Source organism: Kribbella sp. NPDC049174 (genome assembly GCF_043197365.1).
GTDB lineage: Bacteria > Actinomycetota > Actinomycetes > Propionibacteriales > Kribbellaceae > Kribbella.
In genome coordinates, this window is record NZ_JBICSZ010000003.1 from 747061 (window position 1) to 764819 (window position 17759).

The 17759-nt window shown below is 68.8% G+C and carries 14 protein-coding genes and 1 pseudogene; 8 read left to right on the forward strand and 7 right to left on the reverse strand.

The window, feature by feature from the left end; all coding sequences use genetic code 11:
- Nucleotides 1-37: 37 nt before the first annotated feature.
- Nucleotides 38-1471: a family 43 glycosylhydrolase gene (locus ACGFIF_RS20930; protein WP_393156498.1), complete on the forward strand. Its 1434-nt coding sequence runs from the start codon at nucleotides 38-40 to the stop codon at nucleotides 1469-1471.
- Here the strand turns inward: ACGFIF_RS20930 and ACGFIF_RS20935 are convergent.
- Genes ACGFIF_RS20935 through ACGFIF_RS20950 form a run of 4 tightly spaced genes read right to left on the reverse strand, consistent with a single transcriptional unit; the run spans nucleotide 1468 to nucleotide 8247 of the window.
- Entirely contained in the window at nucleotides 1468-5205 is a 3738-nt protein-coding gene (locus ACGFIF_RS20935) for a hypothetical protein (protein ID WP_393156500.1), read from the reverse strand. The genes ACGFIF_RS20930 and ACGFIF_RS20935 overlap by 4 nt on opposite strands.
- A 2-nt stretch (nucleotides 5206-5207) precedes the next feature.
- Nucleotides 5208-6035 (reverse strand): carbohydrate ABC transporter permease, encoded by an 828-nt coding sequence (locus ACGFIF_RS20940; RefSeq protein WP_393156501.1) that lies wholly within the window; start codon nucleotides 6033-6035, stop codon nucleotides 5208-5210.
- On the reverse strand, nucleotides 6032-6964 hold the full coding sequence (locus tag ACGFIF_RS20945) for a carbohydrate ABC transporter permease (RefSeq protein WP_393156503.1): 933 nt from the start codon (nucleotides 6962-6964) through the stop codon (nucleotides 6032-6034). The genes ACGFIF_RS20940 and ACGFIF_RS20945 overlap by 4 nt, the downstream gene beginning before the upstream one ends.
- A complete protein-coding gene (locus ACGFIF_RS20950) occupies nucleotides 6961-8247 on the reverse strand; it encodes an ABC transporter substrate-binding protein (RefSeq protein WP_393156505.1) in 1287 nt (428 codons plus the stop codon). Before ACGFIF_RS20950 ends, ACGFIF_RS20945 begins: the two co-directional genes overlap by 4 nt.
- Nucleotides 8248-8563: 316 nt before the next feature.
- Between ACGFIF_RS20950 and ACGFIF_RS20955 the strand changes: the two genes are divergently transcribed.
- Together ACGFIF_RS20955 and ACGFIF_RS20960 are read left to right on the forward strand one after the other, a co-directional pair.
- Complete coding sequence (locus ACGFIF_RS20955; protein WP_393156507.1) at nucleotides 8564-9265, forward strand: hypothetical protein; 702 nt, start codon at nucleotides 8564-8566, stop codon at nucleotides 9263-9265.
- A 160-nt stretch (nucleotides 9266-9425) separates the two neighbouring features.
- A complete protein-coding gene (locus ACGFIF_RS20960; protein ID WP_393156509.1) occupies nucleotides 9426-10121 on the forward strand; it encodes a hypothetical protein in 696 nt (231 codons plus the stop codon).
- A 154-nt stretch (nucleotides 10122-10275) separates the two neighbouring features.
- On the opposite strand, the gene ACGFIF_RS20965 is transcribed toward ACGFIF_RS20960, so the two are convergent.
- On the reverse strand, nucleotides 10276-11838 hold the full coding sequence (locus ACGFIF_RS20965; RefSeq protein WP_393156510.1) for a serine/threonine-protein kinase: 1563 nt from the start codon (nucleotides 11836-11838) through the stop codon (nucleotides 10276-10278).
- Between the two features lie 52 nt (nucleotides 11839-11890).
- Here ACGFIF_RS20965 and ACGFIF_RS20970 point away from each other — a divergent pair, with 52 nt between their 5' ends.
- From ACGFIF_RS20970 to ACGFIF_RS20990, 5 genes and pseudogenes are all read left to right on the forward strand, one after another.
- Nucleotides 11891-12451 (forward strand): RNA polymerase sigma factor, encoded by a 561-nt coding sequence (locus tag ACGFIF_RS20970; protein WP_393156511.1) that lies wholly within the window; start codon nucleotides 11891-11893, stop codon nucleotides 12449-12451.
- A gap of 71 nt (nucleotides 12452-12522) precedes the next feature.
- Entirely contained in the window at nucleotides 12523-13527 is a 1005-nt protein-coding gene (gene dhaK / locus ACGFIF_RS20975; protein WP_393156512.1) for a dihydroxyacetone kinase subunit DhaK, read from the forward strand.
- On the forward strand, nucleotides 13515-14153 hold the full coding sequence (gene dhaL, locus ACGFIF_RS20980; protein ID WP_393156811.1) for a dihydroxyacetone kinase subunit DhaL: 639 nt from the start codon (nucleotides 13515-13517) through the stop codon (nucleotides 14151-14153). The genes dhaK and dhaL overlap by 13 nt, the downstream gene beginning before the upstream one ends.
- Nucleotides 14150-14560: pseudogene (gene dhaM, locus ACGFIF_RS20985) on the forward strand (dihydroxyacetone kinase phosphoryl donor subunit DhaM); the annotation flags it as partial. The gene dhaL and the pseudogene dhaM, both read left to right, overlap by 4 nt.
- 6 nt (nucleotides 14561-14566) lie before the next feature.
- Nucleotides 14567-16477, forward strand: coding sequence for an HPr family phosphocarrier protein (locus ACGFIF_RS20990; protein WP_393156813.1), 1911 nt, complete (start codon nucleotides 14567-14569; stop codon nucleotides 16475-16477).
- On the opposite strand, the gene ACGFIF_RS20995 is transcribed toward ACGFIF_RS20990, so the two are convergent.
- A complete protein-coding gene (locus ACGFIF_RS20995; protein ID WP_393156514.1) occupies nucleotides 16459-17112 on the reverse strand; it encodes a hypothetical protein in 654 nt (217 codons plus the stop codon). The two genes, ACGFIF_RS20990 and ACGFIF_RS20995, sit on opposite strands and share 19 nt — an antisense overlap.
- A 76-nt stretch (nucleotides 17113-17188) precedes the next feature.
- Nucleotides 17189-17746 carry a GNAT family N-acetyltransferase gene (locus tag ACGFIF_RS21000; RefSeq protein WP_393156515.1) on the reverse strand — a complete coding sequence of 186 codons (558 nt, stop codon included), beginning with the start codon at nucleotides 17744-17746 and terminating at the stop codon, nucleotides 17189-17191.
- Nucleotides 17747-17759 lie beyond the last annotated feature (13 nt).

The following is a 17759-nucleotide window of genomic DNA, read 5'->3' on the forward strand; positions in this document are numbered from 1 at the left end:
GAGACCGGTCCGCCCCTCCGGCTCGAGAGGTTCTGCCATGAGGTTCTTCCGCCCCGTCCTCGGCGTCACCGTCGCGCTACTGCTCACCGGCGTACTGGCAGGTCCCGCGCCGGCTGCCGATAGACCTGAACAGGAGAACGCGGTGCAGTCGCAGAACTTCCGGAACCCGGTGAACCCGTCGGCCGACCCGTCGCTGATGTTCGACAACGGCCGGTACTACGTCGCGACCACCCGCGGCGACCGGATCGGGATCTGGTCGTCGCCGAGTCTGGCGACACTGCTGGTCCAGCCCGAGCAGGTGGTGTGGCGGGACTCGGATCCGAGCCGCAACACGCAGATGTGGGCGCCGGCGTTCCGCAAGGTGGACGGCCGCTGGTACATCTACTACACCGCCTCCGACGGCGTGGACGCGAACCACCGGATGTACGTGATCGAGTCCGAGGGTTCCGATCCGCTCGGGCCGTACCACTTCAAGGCGAAGATCGCGGACTTCGGCGAGTACGCGATCGACGGCGAGCCGATCACGGTGAACGGGCAGCAGTACTTCGTCTGGACCGGACCCGGCCGTGGTCAGGGCGGGCCGGCCCAGCTGTACATCGCGCGGATGAGCAACCCGTGGACCGTCACCGGCGGCCGGGTCGCCATCCCGGCGGACGGCGGGTGCAGCGAGGTCCGCGAGGGACCGACCCCGATCTACGGCAACGGGCGGGTGTTCCTGACCTACTCCTCCTGCGACACCGGCAAGCCGGACTATCAGTTGTGGATGAAGAGCATCGCGAACGGCGCCGACCCGATGGTCGCGTCGAACTGGGTGCAGCACCCGGGTCCGATCTTCTCCCGCAACGACGCGACGGGCGTCTGGGGACCGGGGCACCACTCGTTCTTCAAGTCCCCCGACGGCACCGAGGACTGGATCGCGTACCACGGCAAGAACACCAGCACCTACACGTATTCCTTCCGCACCAGCCGCGTGCAGAAGATCAGCTGGAACGCGGACGGCACACCCAACCTGGGCAGGCCGTTGGCCGCCGGTGCGACCCAGACGCTACCGTCCGGCGACCCCGGCTCGGCGAACTACTGGATCAACGACTTCGACACCGGCACCGGCCTCAACCAGGTCGAGTACGCCGGCACCTGGAGCTCCGGCTCCGGCTGCGGCAACCAGTGCTTCTGGGGCAACGACCACTGGAGCGGCCAGACCAACGCGTCGGCCACGATCCGCTTCAACGGCACCAAGGTCGCCCTGCTCAGCGTCCTCGACACCGGCAACGGCATCGCCGCCATCTCCATCGACGGCGGCCCCGAACAACGCATCGACTACTACAGCTCGATCCGGGTCGGCGAACAGCTCATCTACGTCAGCCCCACCCTCCCCGCCGGCCCACACACCCTGAAGGTCCGCGTCACCGGCGACAAGAACCCCGCCTCCGGCAGCACCATCATCAGCCTCGACCGCATCGAGGTCTACTAGCGCGCACTGAGGGTTACCGGACCGAAGAGGCCAGTGGTCTTCTGGCCCGGGAAGACGAAGTGGGTCGGGCTGACGGCGTCGAGGTAGGGGGCCGCGGTGCCGAAGACTTCGATGGTGAGGGTGTGTTCTCCGGCCGCGATGCCGGTCAGGTCGAAGGTGTACGGCGAGCAGAAGCGGGAGCCGATGCTGACACCGTCGATCATGACTTCGGCGGTTCCGCGGACTCGGCCGAGATCCAGGGTTGCGGCGTCCGGGAGGACGAGTCGGCGGGTGTAGCGGACGCCGCCGCTGTACTCGGAGAGGCCGTGGGTATCCCAGTCGCCCAAGGGCATTCGGCCGCGGCCTACGGTTGCTCGGATGGGTCCGGTCAGAGCGGCACCGGACTCATGACCGGGGGTGGTCATCAGCGTGAGCCAGCCGGTCTTGCCGCCTGCCAGCACGTCGGCGACAACCCTGCCGGTGCCGGTGGCGAGTTGCTCGCCGTCGACAGTGAGGACGCCCTCGCCGACCAGGTTGACCTCGAGGCGGGTTGTGCCTGGCGGCAGGTCGAAGCGCAGGTGTTCGATCCGGTCGGGCGACGGCCTGGGTACGGCGAACGTGATCGGCTCGACCACGGTGGTGTCCGTACCGTCGAGCCAGGCCGCGGCCGGGAGCGGATGCGGTCGACGGGTGAGATGCAGGTCGGCCAGCGCGCGATGCCAGGGGCGCCGTCGCACCGTCGGTACGGTCGATCCGTCGACCGTCGCCTTCCAGTCGTGGTCGGAGATCACCAGGCCGTCGACCAGGATCGGCGTCGGCCGGGTCACCTCCACCACGATCGTGTTCTCGACACCTGGTCGCAGTACGGCGGCCGCGTCGTACCGCCGTACCCGCGGAGTCGGCCGCTCGTACGGCATGAAGCCGCCCTGGCGACCCACTTCGACATCGTTCACGAACAGCCGTGCCGATCCCCACGCAGTCAACGTGAGCTCAGTGCACTCACCGGGTACGACGGACGTGCGGTAGCGGATCGCCGTGTCAGCGCCCGGCGAGTCCACCGCGATCCATTCGGGCCGACGGTACGACGCCAGGTCGCGGACGAAAGCCACATTCGCCCGCAGGTCCAGCCGCTCGGACGGTGTCAACCGCAACTCGAGCTGATGGGTGCCGGCCTCGAGAGCCACCGGCACCGAGCCGAAGTATCCGCCGTCGTCGGAGATCGGCAGCGGCTGACCGTCGATCAGCAACTCCTTGGCCGCCGGAGCCCCGACGACCACGACGGAATCCAAAGTGTCGGTCAGCGAGAAGGCGGCGGCGAACGTGACCGTCTGGCCGGCGTCGACGGAGCCGAAGTCCAGGAAGTCCTCCGGGACATGACCCTTCGGGCCGAGCGCGTGGTGATGGATGTGGTCCTTGCGGATCCCCAGCGACTCGGAGTACTCCACCGGCTCGCCGTTGAGGAGACCGTGCGGCCCGAAGGTCGCGTGCGCCGGCCGCCAGTCGTCTGAGCCCTCGACGCGATGCTCCAGCGCCCAGCGCTCGACCACGACGTCCTCCGAGGGAGCCTTGGCCGGCCAGGCGAAATCGCCCCACGTGTTGTCCAGGGTCGGAATCAGCTCGACGTCCCAGTCACCTTCGAGCGCCGACTCCGTCCGCACGCCCGGCTCCTCAGCCACCACCGATGGGTTGCCATCGGCAAACACCACCAGCGCGGCAGGACCGTGATCGAACGGAACGACAACCTCACCGTCCTTGCAGGCCAGAGGTTTCGAGGAACCGTCGAACGGATTCACCAGCTGCGGCGGACCCGGCAGGTCGCGGACCCGCAGCCTCACCTCGTCCAGATAGCGCGAAGGATCGAAGGTGTAGCCCACACTGGCCCACTCGTGACTGATCCCCCGCCCGACACGCTCGCCGTCGATCTGCGTCGCACTCCACTCGGTCGGCGTGACGAACACGACCAACGCGTCGTCGACCTCCCGGGTCAGCACCGGCACCTCGGCCTCAACCCGCCGCGGCAACCGCGCCAACGCCGAGGGCACATCTGCGGCCTCGGCAACCGCTACAACCTCGCCCGGCAACCCGTCGGGAACGGCGCCCACGGCAACTACCAACCCGCCGGCGGCGACGAACTCCGCCAGCCGCTCCACCACCGCCTCCTCGAGCACAGTTGCCGCAGGCAACACAATGGCCGAGTACCGCTCGTCCGCGACGGACAGCTGCGCCCCATCCACGACCCCGGCCCCGATCATCACCTCGGCGCCGGCCAGCGACTCGTCGTCGATGACATCCGCGTCGATCCGGGCCCGATCCAGCACCCCGAGCACCGGCGCGAACCAGGTCGCATCGCCGATCAGCTCCCGATACACCTCCTGAGCACGCAACGCGTCCGGACCCGGCCCGTCCATCGTCAGATCGGCCTGAGCTGTCGCATTCGGGAACAGTACGGCGACCTCGCACACGTGCCGTCCCAACGACAACGCCGCGCACAGCCTCGCCACCGCATCCGCGAACGACTTGTGATGCCGCCAGTACGGCTGTCGCCAGTCCGTCGACGGCGGCGCCCACTCCCACCACCCGGCTCGCGTCGTGTAGTAGACGGCATGTGGGTTGTACAACGTCGCCCCGGTCCGCAACCACGGCAGCAACCAGTCGAACGTCTCCTCCAGCGTCCCGCCCCACCCGGTGGAGTGGAACGCCTCGATCCACGTCCGCGGTCGCTCGTACAGATGAGCCAACGACGAGTGGATCCGCGCATCCCCATGGTGGTCCGACCCGGGCGCACTGAACCACCGATGCGTCCGCGCGTAGTCGGCGTACAGCTCGACACCCTCGACGGGCAGCCCGGCTCGCGCCGGATCCTGCTGGTCGCAGCCCACCACGAGCCCGTGCTTCTCGTGCCACTCATGCAACGGCCGGAAGAACGCCTCCTCCGCCAACGACGCCCGCAGCGCGTGGTAGTCGCGCCGTACCCGATCCCCCTCCGGTACGGCGGAATCCCACAGTGCACCGAGCCGGTCGCGGAGGTCGTACCCATAACGCGCCACGAAACGCTCGGCGAAGTCAGCGGACCACGTTGGCACCGAGGGCAGCTCGTCCTGGAACGACCCGACCACGACCCGACCGAGCCGATCCCCCAGCCGCCGCTCGAACTCACCGTGCACCTGGTCCAGTAACGCCGTACAGGCGGAGGGACTCAGGTAGTCGAACCCATGGTCCGTCTCGTAGAACAACGACAACTCGGACTCAACCGACACCTGACAGGAAGCGCCAGAGGGATCAAGATCCACCCCAGAAGTCGGCTCCACCGCTGCCGAGATCACCCGACCGCCGGCGGGACACCGCAGCTCCAGCCGACCCGTCCCACTGACGGTCAGCCGTTGCAGCCGTCGACCGGCGTACACCGGCTGCCGAGCCACCAATCGGGCCTGGATGTCCGCCCCGGAGAACCCGAGCTGGTCGTAGAACCACAGCGAGACACCCAGCTCGGCAGCGTCGTCACAGACCCCGAGGAAGATCTCCCACCACCGCTCCGAGAAGAACGGCGGATCGTCCGCGTCGCAGCCGTGATCCGACCCGGCCGGAGCCAGATTCAGGATGACGAGCTGGTACACCCCACCCTCGACGAACCGCTCGAGCTGCCAGCGCAGCCGGGCCGGGTCGAGCGGTTCGCCGCTCCACCACCAGATGGGCGCGGGTGAGTAGGCCCTGGGCGGATCGGTCAGGACCGACGCCAAGCGAGGGGGAAGTGCCACGGTTATCCCTTCAGGCCGCTGGAGAAGCCGCGAATCACGTACCGCTGGAGGACCAGGAAAACCAGCAGAATGGGCAGCGCGGCCAGCACCAGGCCGGCTGCGACGAGTCCGTAGTCCGAGGTGTATTCGTTGACGAAGGCAAACACCCGGACCGGGACGGTCTCCCGGCCGGAGCCGCCGAGGTAGAGCAGCGGCGTGAAGAAGTCGTTCCAGATGTGCACCGCGTTGAGGATCAGCACGGTGCCGGTGATCGGCCGCAGCAGCGGGAAGATCACGTACCCGAACGCCTGCAGGTGCGAGGCGCCGTCGATCAGCGCCGCGTTGGTGTAGTCGGCCGGCAGCGAGCGGATGAACCCGGTGTAGAGGAACACCGTGAACGGCAGCTGGATCCCGGTGTAGAACAGGATCATCCCCTGGTACGTGCCGAGCAGGCCCATGTCGCTGACCAGCTGGTACAGCGGGATCATGCCGAGCTGGAACGGCAGGATGATGCCGACCAGGAACAAGATGTAGAGGCTGTAGCTGAGCCGGGACGCCGTACGGGCCAGGAAGTACGCCGCCAGCGACCCGAGCACGATCAGGATCACCACACTCGACACCGTGATCAGCGTGCTGTTCAGCAACGCCGACCCGAGTGACGCCGATTGCCACGCCTCGCCGAAGCTGCCGACCGATGGCGGATTCGGCAGCGACAGCGGCCGGTTGGCGATCTGTGATGGGTCCTTGAAGGCCAGCGTCACCAGGGCATAGACCGGGAACAGGAACATGATCGCGACCGCGATCATGACGAGCTCGCGGACCAGGGTGCGCGGGCGGTAGTTGGTCCTCATGCCGTCGTCTCCCTCGAACGCAGATAGCCGATCTGGATGAAGGAGACCGCCGCGACGAAGATCGCCAGCACCAGTGCGACCGCGGTGCTGTAGCCGAACTTCCCGAACACGAAGGCCTGCTTGTAGAGCACCGTCGACAGTGTGTCCGTCGCGTAACCCGGACCGCCGTTCGTCATCGCGATGATCTGGGTGAACAGTGTCAGCCCGCCCACCGTCGACAGCATCACGTTGATCGTCGTCGCCGGCGCGAGCAACGGCCAGGTGATGTGCCGGAACCGCGCGAACAGGCCGGCGCCGTCCACCATCGCGGACTCGTGCAACTCCTGCGGTACGCCTTCCAGCCCGGCCAGGAAGATCACCATCGAGTAGCCCGCGCACTGCCAGATCACCGTGAACGCGACCGACCAGATCGCCAACGACGGATTACCGAGCCAGTCCTGTCGCAGCGCGCCGAGACCGATCGCGTTCAGCGCGGCGTTGAGCCCCGCGTCCGGCGCCGGGTTGTAGACGTACTTCCACAGGAACGACACCATCACCGGGCTGACCACGACCGGCGCGAAGAAGATCACCCGCAACGCCATCCGGCTCTTGATCCCCGTGTGGACGCCGAGCGCCAGCAGCAACCCGATCCCGTTCTGTACGACGACGATCGCGATCGTCAGCAGCAACGTGTTGCGCAAGGCCCCCAGCGCCTGGTCGTCATGCACCAGCTGCTTGAAGTTCTCCAGCCCCACGAACGACCGCTGCTCTCCGACACCGGACCAGTCGGTGAAGGCCGAGCCCGCGCCGACGATGCTCGGGTAGAGCATCACCAGCGCGTACACGAGCAGGGCCGGCGCCGCGAAGAACCACGGCGGCGCGATGCCGCCCCCGCGACGCCGCGGTGCCTTCGCGGCGTCCCGCCGTACCGCTGTGGTGATAGCCGTCATGCGCTCTTCCGGTAGGCCTCGTCCATCTTCTTCAGAGCACCCGGGACCGTGGTCTTGCCGCCGAGGAGTTCCTGGACGACGGCGAAGTGGGTGGGCTGGACCTCGGCGTTCGGCCAGCGTTGGTCCATGAAGGGGACGGCCTTGTTGTCCTTCAGGTAGGGCAGGAAGGGCTTCAGGACCGGGTCCACCTTCGCGTCACCGTCGGAGTACAGCGGGACGCAGGCGACCGCCTCGGCCCAGGCGTTCACGACCTCCGGCTGGCCGCAGTACTCGATGAACTTCTTCGCCTGGTCGGCCTTCTTGCTCTTCGCGCTGACCGCGATGCCGACCACGACGCCGCCGGGGATCCAGTTGTCCGCCTCGACGTCGGTGGCCGGGAACGGGAACATGCCCAGGTCGTCCGGTGACGGCGCCGCCTCGCGGAAGGCCTGCAGGACCGCGGACACCTGCACGGCCATCGCGGCCTTGCCGGTGCCGACCATCGAGGTGGCCTGCTCGTACGTCGTCCCGTTCGGGTTGTCGTTGAAGAAGCCCTTCTTCTGCAGCTCCAGGTACTTGTCCATCGCATCGGCCCAGCCGGAGTCGGCGAACGACGCGTTGCCGGCGGTCATCTTGTCGTCGAAGTCGGGCGTCTTGGCGTAGACCGTGCCGGGCACCAGCGCGTAGTCGATCAGCTGGGTCACCCACGGGGTCTGCGCACCGAGGGCGATCGGGACGATGCCCTTCTTCTTCAGCTTGTCGCAGACCGACAGCAGCTCCGACCAGGTCTTCGGCGGCTCGACACCGGCGCTGGCGAACGCCTTCTTGTTGTAGATCGCGCCGAGCACGCTGGTCCCGGGCGAGAAGATGAAGGTCTTGCCGTCGTTCTGGAACGCGCCCTTGAAACCGGTCGGGATCTTCTGCGTCCAGGCCTGGTCGCTGAGGTCGGCGAGCAGGTTCGCCTTGCTCAGCTGGACCATCGACATCGCGCTGCCGTTCCCCGGGTAGACCGCGTGCAGGTCTGGTGCGTTACCGGCCGCGAGCTGGGCGCGCAGCGCGGTCTGCAGCTGGTCGGCCGGGGAGAACGACAGGTTGAAGTCGAAGTCGGAGTGCGCCTTCTTGTAGTCGTCCAGCGCCTTGCGCAGACCGGCCTCCTGACTGCCGGCGCCGATCACCTTCACCTGTCCGCCGGACGACGACGAGCCGCCGCCGTTGCCGCCACAGGCCGCCAGCGTGCCGACGGCGGCGGCGCCACCCATCAGCTGCAGGAGACGCCTCCGACTGACGGACTGATCGAGTGCCATGGTTCCTCCTGAGCGCGGGGCGAGAGCCGCCCCTGAATTACCGCCGAGTGATGTGAAGTAACCGCGATGTCGTGTTACATTCTTCACGCGGGACGCTACGGACGGCCCGAGGGGGTGTCAAGACCTCGTTGAAAGGATTCAGTCCGGTCCGGCGCTCCAATACTGTTTGGGTCGCTGCCCGGGTCGCCTGAGAAGATGTCGCCGTGCCCGCGACCGCCTGCGCCCTGCCAGCCAGCACGCCGTACGACGTGCTGCGCCCCGTCATGCCGTCCGACGGGATCGGCCGGGGCCGCATGACGCCCGGGCCGGTGCACGCGTGAAACGTCCGATTCTGGTCAGCGCCATCGTCCTGATCACCGTCCTCGGCGCCGCCGCCGGCTACTACACCGGCGACCGCACCGAACACCCCGCCCCCACCGCCGCCGGCGCCGCCGTCCCCCTCGGCGAGGCCTCCCCGAGTCAGCCGGAGCTGAGCCGGAAGACCCCGGAGCCGAACAACCTCGCGGCCCTGCAGCCGGGCGAGCTGGACTTCCGGACCCAGAAGTTCACGGTCCAGCAGGATTCGCAGCCGCCGGTGCGCCTGTCGGTGCGGGTGCCGGACGGCTGGCAGAAGACGATCAACAAGGAGACGCCCGGCGAGGTGAAGTTCCTCGACTCGCTGCGGGAGCGCGGCGCCCGGATCGAGGCCGGGTTCCAGCCCGGCCTGACCCCGACACAGATGCGGGACAAGCTGATCCAGGGCCTCGAGTCGAGCCAGCCGTACGAGAACAACCTCCAGATCGTCGCCAAGACCGACGACACGATCACCGGCACCGACGGCCGGCCGCGGATGACGTCCACCGTCGCCTACACCTTCATCCCGGGCAAGACCGTCCGGTACGTCCTGGTCCGCTGGGTGGCGACCGCCGGCGACTCCCTGGCGACGGTCGAGATGTCGATCACCGGACTCCCGCAGGACATGAAGGCGCTGAACCTCATCGCCGACCAGGCGGCCAAGTCGGCGACACCGGAGGACTGACGTATTCGGCGGTGCCCGGAGGGCGGGTTTCACGGAATTGTTACGCGGCTGCCGCAACCTGGTGGCGGGCTACGGTGTCTTTGGGAGTAGGGGAAACTGGGGAGGTGAGGCAGGCGTGGCTCGTCGGGGGACTGTAGGCGCTCTGCTGGGTTCTGGACTGGTGGCGATCACCGCACTCGGCGGGGCGGGTGGATACGGAGTCGGCCTGCTGACCGCGGTCGATCGATCGGTCGCGGCCACCGGTACGGCGGCTCCGCTGGGAACCGTCCGGCCGTCGACGCCCTCGGCCACCCCTTCGCCGACCTCCCCACCGCGCGAGATCCAGCCCGACAACTCACCCCCGCTCGATACCGACGAGCTGCGCTACAAGACCCGCTCGTTCGAGGTGGAGTACGTCTACAAGTCGCAGGTCTCGGCCCGCGTGCCCTCCAACTGGGGCATGACCCGGCCGGACCCGCCGCGCACCGCCCGGTTCACCGACCCGACCGGCAAGCGCTGGATCCGGATCGAGGCCGGCTTCACCATCCAGCGCGCGCCGGCCGCGTCGATGCAGGCGCGGATCGCAGACCTCAACCGGCTGCCGAAGGACCAGATGGTGAAGTACATCTCGCAGACGGTCGAGGGCAACTACGCCACCCTGGTCTACACCTACGTCCCGCCCGCGTCGCTGGCGCCGGTGGCAACGCTCCGCTACGTGATCGTCCGCTGGGTCGCGGACGACAGCGGCCTCTGCGCCGTCGAGATGAGCTCCACCGGCCTGCCCCAGGACAAGGAAGCCCTGATGGCAGTCCTCGACAAGGCCGCCGCGAGCGTCGTCCGGCGGGACAGCCCGCTCAACTCACACCAGCCCAACTAGCCCCCCGGCGACCGGAGTCGGTGAGGGGTTCAGTCGATCGGCCAGATGGTGCGGAAGATGGTGGATCGCAGGCGATAGAAGCGGCGGCGGGCCGAGTGGATGAAGGCAGGCGAGGGCCGGAGCCGTTCGCTCGGAAAACGCATGAGGGACTTCCTCAACCGGAGTACTTCACCGAATCGGCCATCTCGACTGCGCGGAGAAGGTCCGACTGCGGCACCATGACCTGGACGAGCAGCGAGCCGGCGTCCCCCCGCTCCACGACTCGCTGGAGGAGCACCATACCGGCATCCCCGCAGCCCCTGGAGAGCCGGCCCGTCGTGGTCTGGCCGTCGGGGTTCTGCCCGCTCGGCTGGTCCTCGTCCTGGCTGCACCCGAACTGGCCGCTGTCCGGGAGCGTGAGCTTCGCATCGGCCAGTCCGACGAAGATGCCGGGAGTGCCGGTCGACGCCCAGTCGGCATCCTGACTCACCCGGAGCGCCGGATACGACCCGGAGCCACCAGGCGGTTGCCAGTCGGACTGCGCCACGGACTTCGCCCAGCCGCGCGGAAGGTCCACCGAGAACCCGCCCTGCGAGACCGTGATGGACTCACGGTCGGCCAGGTACCGCTGCCCGACGAACCCGGCTCCCACGCCGACGATCAGGGCGAGGACAGCGGCGACCACCCAGCGACCTCGCCGGCGCTTCGGCGCCTGGACCTCGACCTGGGCCGGCTCCGCGGCGGCCGGCGGCTCGGTGGGAGCGGCCACGGCCTCTGCCGGCGCGGGCGTTCTCACGATCGTCGGCTTGTTGGCGTCGCTCAACGCGGTGTTCTCGCCGACGTCGGACGTGGCGGTGGCGGCCGAGACGACGACGGTCTCGCGGGCGGAGACGGTCGACGGGATGAAGTCGTGGGTGGTCTCGTCGAGCGCGCCGACGAGTTCGCGGGTGAACGACTGGACGTCCGGCCAGCGCTTCTCCCGGTCCGGGTCGAGGGCGCGGACGATCGCCATGTCGACCTGCTCCGGCAGCAGGAACCCGAGGGTGCTCGGCGGTGGCGCCGCGGTCACCCGGGAGGCCGCGCCCAGCCCGTCGACCTGATGTGGTGAGCGCCCGGTCAGAGCGGCGTACGCGACCGCTCCCAGGGAGTACTGATCGGCGCGCTGATCCAGCCGCTCACCCATCGCCTGTTCGGGGGCGACGTACGACGGGGTGCCGCCGGGCATTGTGATTCGCGACACTTCGTCGAGCGACTTGCCCAGGCCGAGGTCGGACAGCACGGCCCGCTCACCCTCGTCCGTACTGCGGAACAGAACGTTCGCCGGTTTCACGTCCCGGTGCAGCAGACCGCGCCGGTGCAGGGCCTGGAGGCCGCGACCGACCTGGACGACGACGTCGACCGCCTCCGCGAGCGGCAGCGGTTCCTTCTTCAGCCGATCGGCCAGTGTGCCGCGATCGGCGTACGTGAGCACGAGAAACGGGCGGCCGTCCTCGAGTTCGCCGACGTCGTGGACCTGGACGACGTGCTCGGACTCGACCCGGCGCAGGAACCGGCCCTCCTCGAGGAACCGGCGGCGGACCGTGTCGTCGTGCCCCCAGTTGTCCGCGAGGACCTTGATCGCCACCTCGGCATCCAGTTGCTCATCGTGAGCAAGCCACACCGTAGCGAAACCGCCCGAGCCCAGGCGTCGTCGCACGACGTAACGACCTAGTCTGCTTGGGACCCCCATACAGGGCATTATGGATCACTGGGAGTCCCATGCCGGGGGCCTGATGACAGCAAAGGCACAGATGAGCGAGAGCAGCAGCCCGACCGACGACCTCGGGGCCCTGGCGGAGCGCGCCCAGGGTGGGGACAAACACGCGATGGACGACCTGCTACGGCTGGTCCATCCGCGGGTACTGCGGATCTGCCGCAGCGTGCTGCCGTACTCCGCCGACGCCGAGGACGCGGCCCAGGAAGCCCTGCTGAACATCGCCACCAAGATCAATTCGTACTCCGGCCGCAGCAGCTTCTCCACCTGGGTCCACTCGGTCGCGGCCAACTCGGCCCGGTCGACGTACCGCAAGCTCAAGCGCAGCGCCCAGGCCGCGCACAACCCGGAGACGATGGAGCGGCCGGATCCGCGCACCACCAGCGTCATCGCCGGCACCCGCCTGGACCTCCTCGAGGCCCTCGAGACCCTCGAGCGCGACCGTCCCCAGATGGTCACGCCCCTCGTCCTCCGAGATGTCTACGGCCTGTCCTACGAGGAGATCGCCGCCGTCGTCGGCGCCCCGCTCGGCACCGTGAAGTCCCGCATCCACGACGCCCGCGAGGTCGTTCGTCCTCTCCTCCGTCCGAAGGACTGACGAACCCCTCGCTTCGCCCGGGGGTGGTGGGGGCCTCCCGCTGACGTCCGGGTTGTGCTCAGATGGGGAGCATGAAGAAGCTCATCAACGAACCTGGTGATGTTGTGAGTGAGGCGCTGCGGGGGATGGCGGCAGCGCATCCGGATCGGTTGCGGGTGGATCACGAGAACCGGATCGTGTACCGCGCGGACGCACCGAGGCCGGGCAAGGTGGGGCTGATCTCCGGTGGCGGGTCGGGGCACGAGCCGATGCACGGCGGATTCGTCGGGCTGGGGATGCTCGACGCCGCGTGTGCGGGCGAGGTGTTCACCTCGCCGGTGCCGGACCAGATGATGGCGGCGACCAAGGAGGTCGACGCCGGGGCCGGCGTGCTGCACATCGTGAAGAACTACACCGGCGACGTGATGAACTTCGAGATGGCCGCCGAACTGGCCGCCGCCGACGCCGGGACCGAGGTGCTGTCGGTGGTGACGAACGACGACGTCGCCGTCCAGGACAGCCTGTACACGGCCGGTCGCCGCGGTGTCGGCGTGACCGTGCTGCTGGAGAAGATCGTCGGCGCCGCGGCCGAGGAGGGCCGCTCGCTGCAGGAGGTCGCCGACCTGGCCAAGAAGGTCAACGACAACGGCCGCAGCATGGGCATGGCGCTCACCTCGTGCACCGTGCCGGCGGCGGGCAAGCCCACCTTCGAGCTGGCCGAGAACGAGATGGAGGTCGGGATCGGCATCCACGGCGAGCCCGGCCGGCAGCGGTTGCCGCTGGCACCGGCCAAGGACGTCGCCGCGATGCTGGTCGATCCGGTCGTCGGCGACCTGCCCTACCAGCAGGGCGACTCGGTGATCGCGTTCGTGAACGGGATGGGCGGTACGCCGCTGATCGAGTTGTACCTGATGTACAACGAGGTCGCCCAGCTGCTCGACCGGGCCGGTATCACCGTCGCCCGCTCACTGGTCGGCAACTACATCACCTCGCTGGAGATGGCCGGCTGCTCGGTCACGCTGCTCAAGGTGGACGACGAACTGGTACGCCTCTGGGACGCACCGGTCAACACCCCAGGCCTACGCTGGGGCGCGTGAGCATGGAGTTGCAGAACCTCGAGAACTGGCTACGTGACGCCGCCACCGTGTTGCACGACAACGCGGCGTACCTGACCGAGCTGGACTCGGCGATCGGGGACGCGGATCACGGCGCCAACATGGACCGTGGTTTTCAGGCGATCGTCGCGGTGCTGGACGAGTCCACCTTCGGATCGGCCGACGAGCTGATGAAGAAGGCCGGGATGACGCTGGTCAGCAAGGTCGGCGGGGCGAGCGGGCCGCTGTACGGGACGTTCTTCCTGCGCTTCGGGACCGCGCTGGCCGGCGCTTCGCCGATCACCCCGGAGGTGATCGGCGAGGCGTTCAAGGCCGGCGTCGGCGGCATTCTCCAGCGTGGGAAGGCGGAGCTCGGCGACAAGACCATGTACGACGCCTGGGCGCCGGCACTTGACGCGTACGACGCTGCCGTCGCGGGCGGATCGGATCTCGGCGGTGCGCTGAACGCGGCGGCGGAGGCGGCCGCGAAGGGCCGGGACGCGACCATCCCGCTGGTCGCCCGGAAGGGACGCGCCAGCTACCTCGGTGACCGCAGCGCCGGCCACCAGGATCCCGGCGCGACGAGCACCACCCTGCTGCTGGAGTCGGCCGCGCGCACCCTCGCATGATCGGGATCGTGGTGGTGTCGCACAGCCATGCGCTGGCGACCGCCGCGGTCGGGCTCGCCGCCGAGATGGTTGCCGAGGACAATCGCCCGGTGATCGCGGTGGCGGCCGGGCTGGACGAGAAGACCTTCGGCACCGACGCGATGGCGGTCTCCAAGGCGATCACAGCGGTCGACAGCCCGGACGGCGTACTCGTCCTGCTCGATCTGGGCAGTGCGGTCCTGAGCGCGGAGCTGGCGCTGGAGTTCGTCGATCCCGAGGTCGCCGAGCGGGTGAAGCTGTCGAGCGCTCCGTTGATCGAAGGGCTGGTCGCGGCCGTGGTCACCGCGTCGACCGGCGCCTCCCTCGACGCGGTCATCGCCGAGGCCGAGCGCGGACTGGTCGCCAAACAGGATCATCTCGGCGATGCGACCCCTGTGCAGCAAGCAGAGCTGTCGGCGGCCGACCAGACCATTGAAGTTGCACTGAGCAACGAGCACGGACTGCACGCCCGCCCGGCCGCGCAACTCGTTGCCTTGGTCAACTCGTTCGACGCCGCCGTCACGCTGACCGATCTGGACACCGGTCGTGGGCCGGTCGATGCCGCGAGCCTCAGCATGGTCGCCACCCTCAATGCGTTGCAGGGCCATCGCCTCCAGGTCGGCGCCAGCGGCCCGCAGGCAGCCGAGGCGCTGGCCGCGATCACCGACCTGGCCGCGCAGAACTTCGGCGACGTGCCTGCGGTGGAAGCACCAACGGCGGCCAGCGGTTCAGGACTCGATGTCGCCATCGGACCGGCGGTCGTCGTCGACACCGAGGTGGACCTGAGCGGATACATCCCCGGGGACGAGGAACGACGCCGACTCGACGAGGCCGTGTCGTCGGCGGCCGCTGAGCTCGAACACCTCCGGGACAACAGCCCGGACCACGGCAGCTTCTTCGACGCGCACCTCGCCCTGCTGACGGACCACACCCCGCTCAACGCGATCCACAGTGCGATCTCCGCGGGTTCGGCCGCCCCGGACGCGTGGAAGCAGACGTACGACGAACTCGCGGCGACGTTCGAAGGATTGGACGACGCCTACCAGCGGGAGCGCGCCCAGGACGTCCGCAGCGTGCGCGACCGTGTCCTGCGCGCCCTCACCGGCACCACGACCAGCGACGAGACACCGGCCGGCGGCATCCTCGTCGTACCCGAGCTGGATGCGGCCACCGCCACGACCCTCGACGCCGGGCAGATCGGCGGCATCGCGATCCGCGCGGCCGGGACCACCGGCCACGGCGTGATCGTCGCCCGCTCCCGTGGGATCCCGCTGATCACCGGCATCGGCGACGTCGTCGTACCAGCCGGTGCGACCGTGGCCTTCGACGCCCGCACCGGCTCCTTCGAGGTCTCGCCGGATGAAGCAGCGTTCCGTACGACGATCACGGATCGGCTCGCGCAGCGAGAGCAGGCCGTGGCCGAGGCGGACCAGCCCGCCACGACCCTCGATGGGCGCACGGTCGAGGTGCTCGTCAACGTCGGCTCCGTGCAGGATGCGGTCGATGCGCGCGGAGCGGACGGCTCGGGCCTGGTCCGGACCGAAGTGCTCTTCGGCGACCGGCGTACCGCGCCGACTGTGGCCGAGCAGGTCGAGCAGTTCCGGGCGGTCGCGGCCGCGCTCGGCGGGAAGCCGATCACCATCCGCACCTGGGACATCGGCGGCGACAAGCCACTGCCGTTCCTGCCGCAGGACCGCGAGGCGAATCCGTTCCTGGGCGAGCGCGGTATCCGCGTCTTCCGCCGGCGACCCGAACTGCTGCGCGATCAGCTCCAGGCCATCCGGCAGGTGGCGGAAGAGACCCCGGTGCACGTCATGTTCCCGATGGTGACGACCGCCGACGAGGTGGCGTGGGCGCTCGACGAGCTCGGGCCGCGGCCGGACGGGCTGGAGGTCGGCATCATGGTCGAGGTCCCGGCCGCCGCACTCCGGATCGAGATCCTTGCCGCCGGCCTCGACTTCGTCAGCATCGGCACCAACGACCTCACCCAGTACACAACTGCCGCCGACCGCACCAACTCCGCGGTCGCCTCACTGGCCGACGGCCTGGACCCCGCCGTACTGCAACTGATCGACCACGTCGTCCGGAACGCCGGGGTGCGGGTCGCCGTCTGTGGCGACCTGGCCAGCGACCCGCAGAGCGCCGTACTGCTGGCTGCCCTTGGTGTGCAGGAGCTCAGCGCCGTCGGCCCGCAGGTACCAGTGGTCAAGGCACTACTCCGGCAGACGGACCTCACCCAGGTGCCAACAGCTGCCGTGCTTGCAGCCCGCGATGCGGCCGAGGTGCGTCAGCTGGTACGGCGGTAGTACAGCAGCTCGACGAGGTTGAAGCCGGACTTGCGGGTGGGCTTGGCAGGGAGGGCGTAGCTCTCGCCAGGCTCCAGGTACGTCACGTCCGGGCTGTCCAGGTCGAGGTCGACCACCAGCGCCGGGTACGCACCGGTGTGCCACGTGTAGGACTCCCCCGCGTCCGGTGTGACGTGCTGAACGCGTACGTCGTCCTCGTCGACGACCACCTTGGCCGGGACCTCACCGACCTGCTCGAACCCGGCGTCGGCCGGCACCCCCTCGATCACGAAGTACGGGTCGCCGGACGCCTCCTCACCGAGGTCGAGCACCTCGATCAGCCGGTTGAGGTACAGCGCATCGCCGTCGTTGGTGAGCATGTGCACCGGCGACACCGGCCGGTAGACCGAACCGCCCACGGTCTCGTTGAGGTGCCGGGCCGGGCTGCCGTCCAGCCAGTCCATGTGACACGGAGAGGTGGACAGGCACAGCACGACGTACGGGTTGTGGTGCAGGTGCCAGCCCTGCGCCTCACCGGGAGCGAGCGAGACCTCCCAGACTCGGACCCGTGAGTTCTTCAGCAGGACGCGCGTACCGATCTCGCCGAGGACGACCTCGGTGCCGTCCGGCGCAGCGGCGGTGGTGCCTGAGCTCATCGTCGTCCTCGCTTCGCTCCGGGCGCCGATGAGGCGCGAGACGGACTGTGCTGGATGATGACCTCGCTCCGCTCGGTCATAGGGTCTTCTCCTTGTCGGGAGGGTCGACTGGACGTTCCATTGCTACCCCATCGAGCAGGACGCCGTCCGGCATCGGCAGCTCGACGGACTCGATCTCGGTGAATCCGAAGGCCTTGTAGAGCGGTACGCCGGGCAGTGTCGCCATCAGCGCGAGTTGGGTGAAGCCCTCGGCCCTGGCCGCTTCGACACAGGCAGTCAGGATCGCCTTGCCGAGTCCACGCCGGGTCCAGTCGCTGCGCACGAACATCGCCCGGATCCGGGCCGGCTCGGTCGCCGGGTCCAGCAGTCGGCCGTCGGCGCCCGCCGTACTGGCGTTGAACAGCTTGTTGCGCCGGCTCCAGCCGCCGCAGGCGACGACCTCCCCACCCGCCTCGTGCACGTAGTACGTGCCGTCGTCGATGAGGGTCTGGTCCAGCGTGGTGATGTTCTCCGCGGCACTCGCCGTCTGCGCGGCGTCGTAGTACGCCGGGAACAGCTCCCGCACCGAGGCACGCGCCAACTCGGCAATCGCCGGCCCGTCCGCGGGCACAGCGAGTCGCAACACAGCCTCCACGCCCCACAGGCTA

What these genes read in the sequence shown, in the direction of transcription:
- ACGFIF_RS20930 (WP_393156498.1), top strand. Translation starts at nt 38, where the DNA reads ATGAGGTTCTTCCGCCCCGTCCTCGGCGTCACCGTCGCGCTACTGCTC.
- ACGFIF_RS20940 (WP_393156501.1), bottom strand. Translation starts at nt 6,035, where the DNA reads ATGAGGACCAACTACCGCCCGCGCACCCTGGTCCGCGAGCTCGTCATG.
- ACGFIF_RS20945 (WP_393156503.1), bottom strand. Translation starts at nt 6,964, where the DNA reads ATGACGGCTATCACCACAGCGGTACGGCGGGACGCCGCGAAGGCACCG.
- ACGFIF_RS20950 (WP_393156505.1), bottom strand. Translation starts at nt 8,247, where the DNA reads ATGGCACTCGATCAGTCCGTCAGTCGGAGGCGTCTCCTGCAGCTGATG.
- ACGFIF_RS20965 (WP_393156510.1), bottom strand. Translation starts at nt 11,838, where the DNA reads ATGCCCTGTATGGGGGTCCCAAGCAGACTAGGTCGTTACGTCGTGCGA.
- ACGFIF_RS20970 (WP_393156511.1), top strand. Translation starts at nt 11,891, where the DNA reads ATGAGCGAGAGCAGCAGCCCGACCGACGACCTCGGGGCCCTGGCGGAG.
- dhaK (WP_393156512.1), top strand. Translation starts at nt 12,523, where the DNA reads ATGAAGAAGCTCATCAACGAACCTGGTGATGTTGTGAGTGAGGCGCTG.
- ACGFIF_RS20995 (WP_393156514.1), bottom strand. Translation starts at nt 17,112, where the DNA reads ATGAGCTCAGGCACCACCGCCGCTGCGCCGGACGGCACCGAGGTCGTC.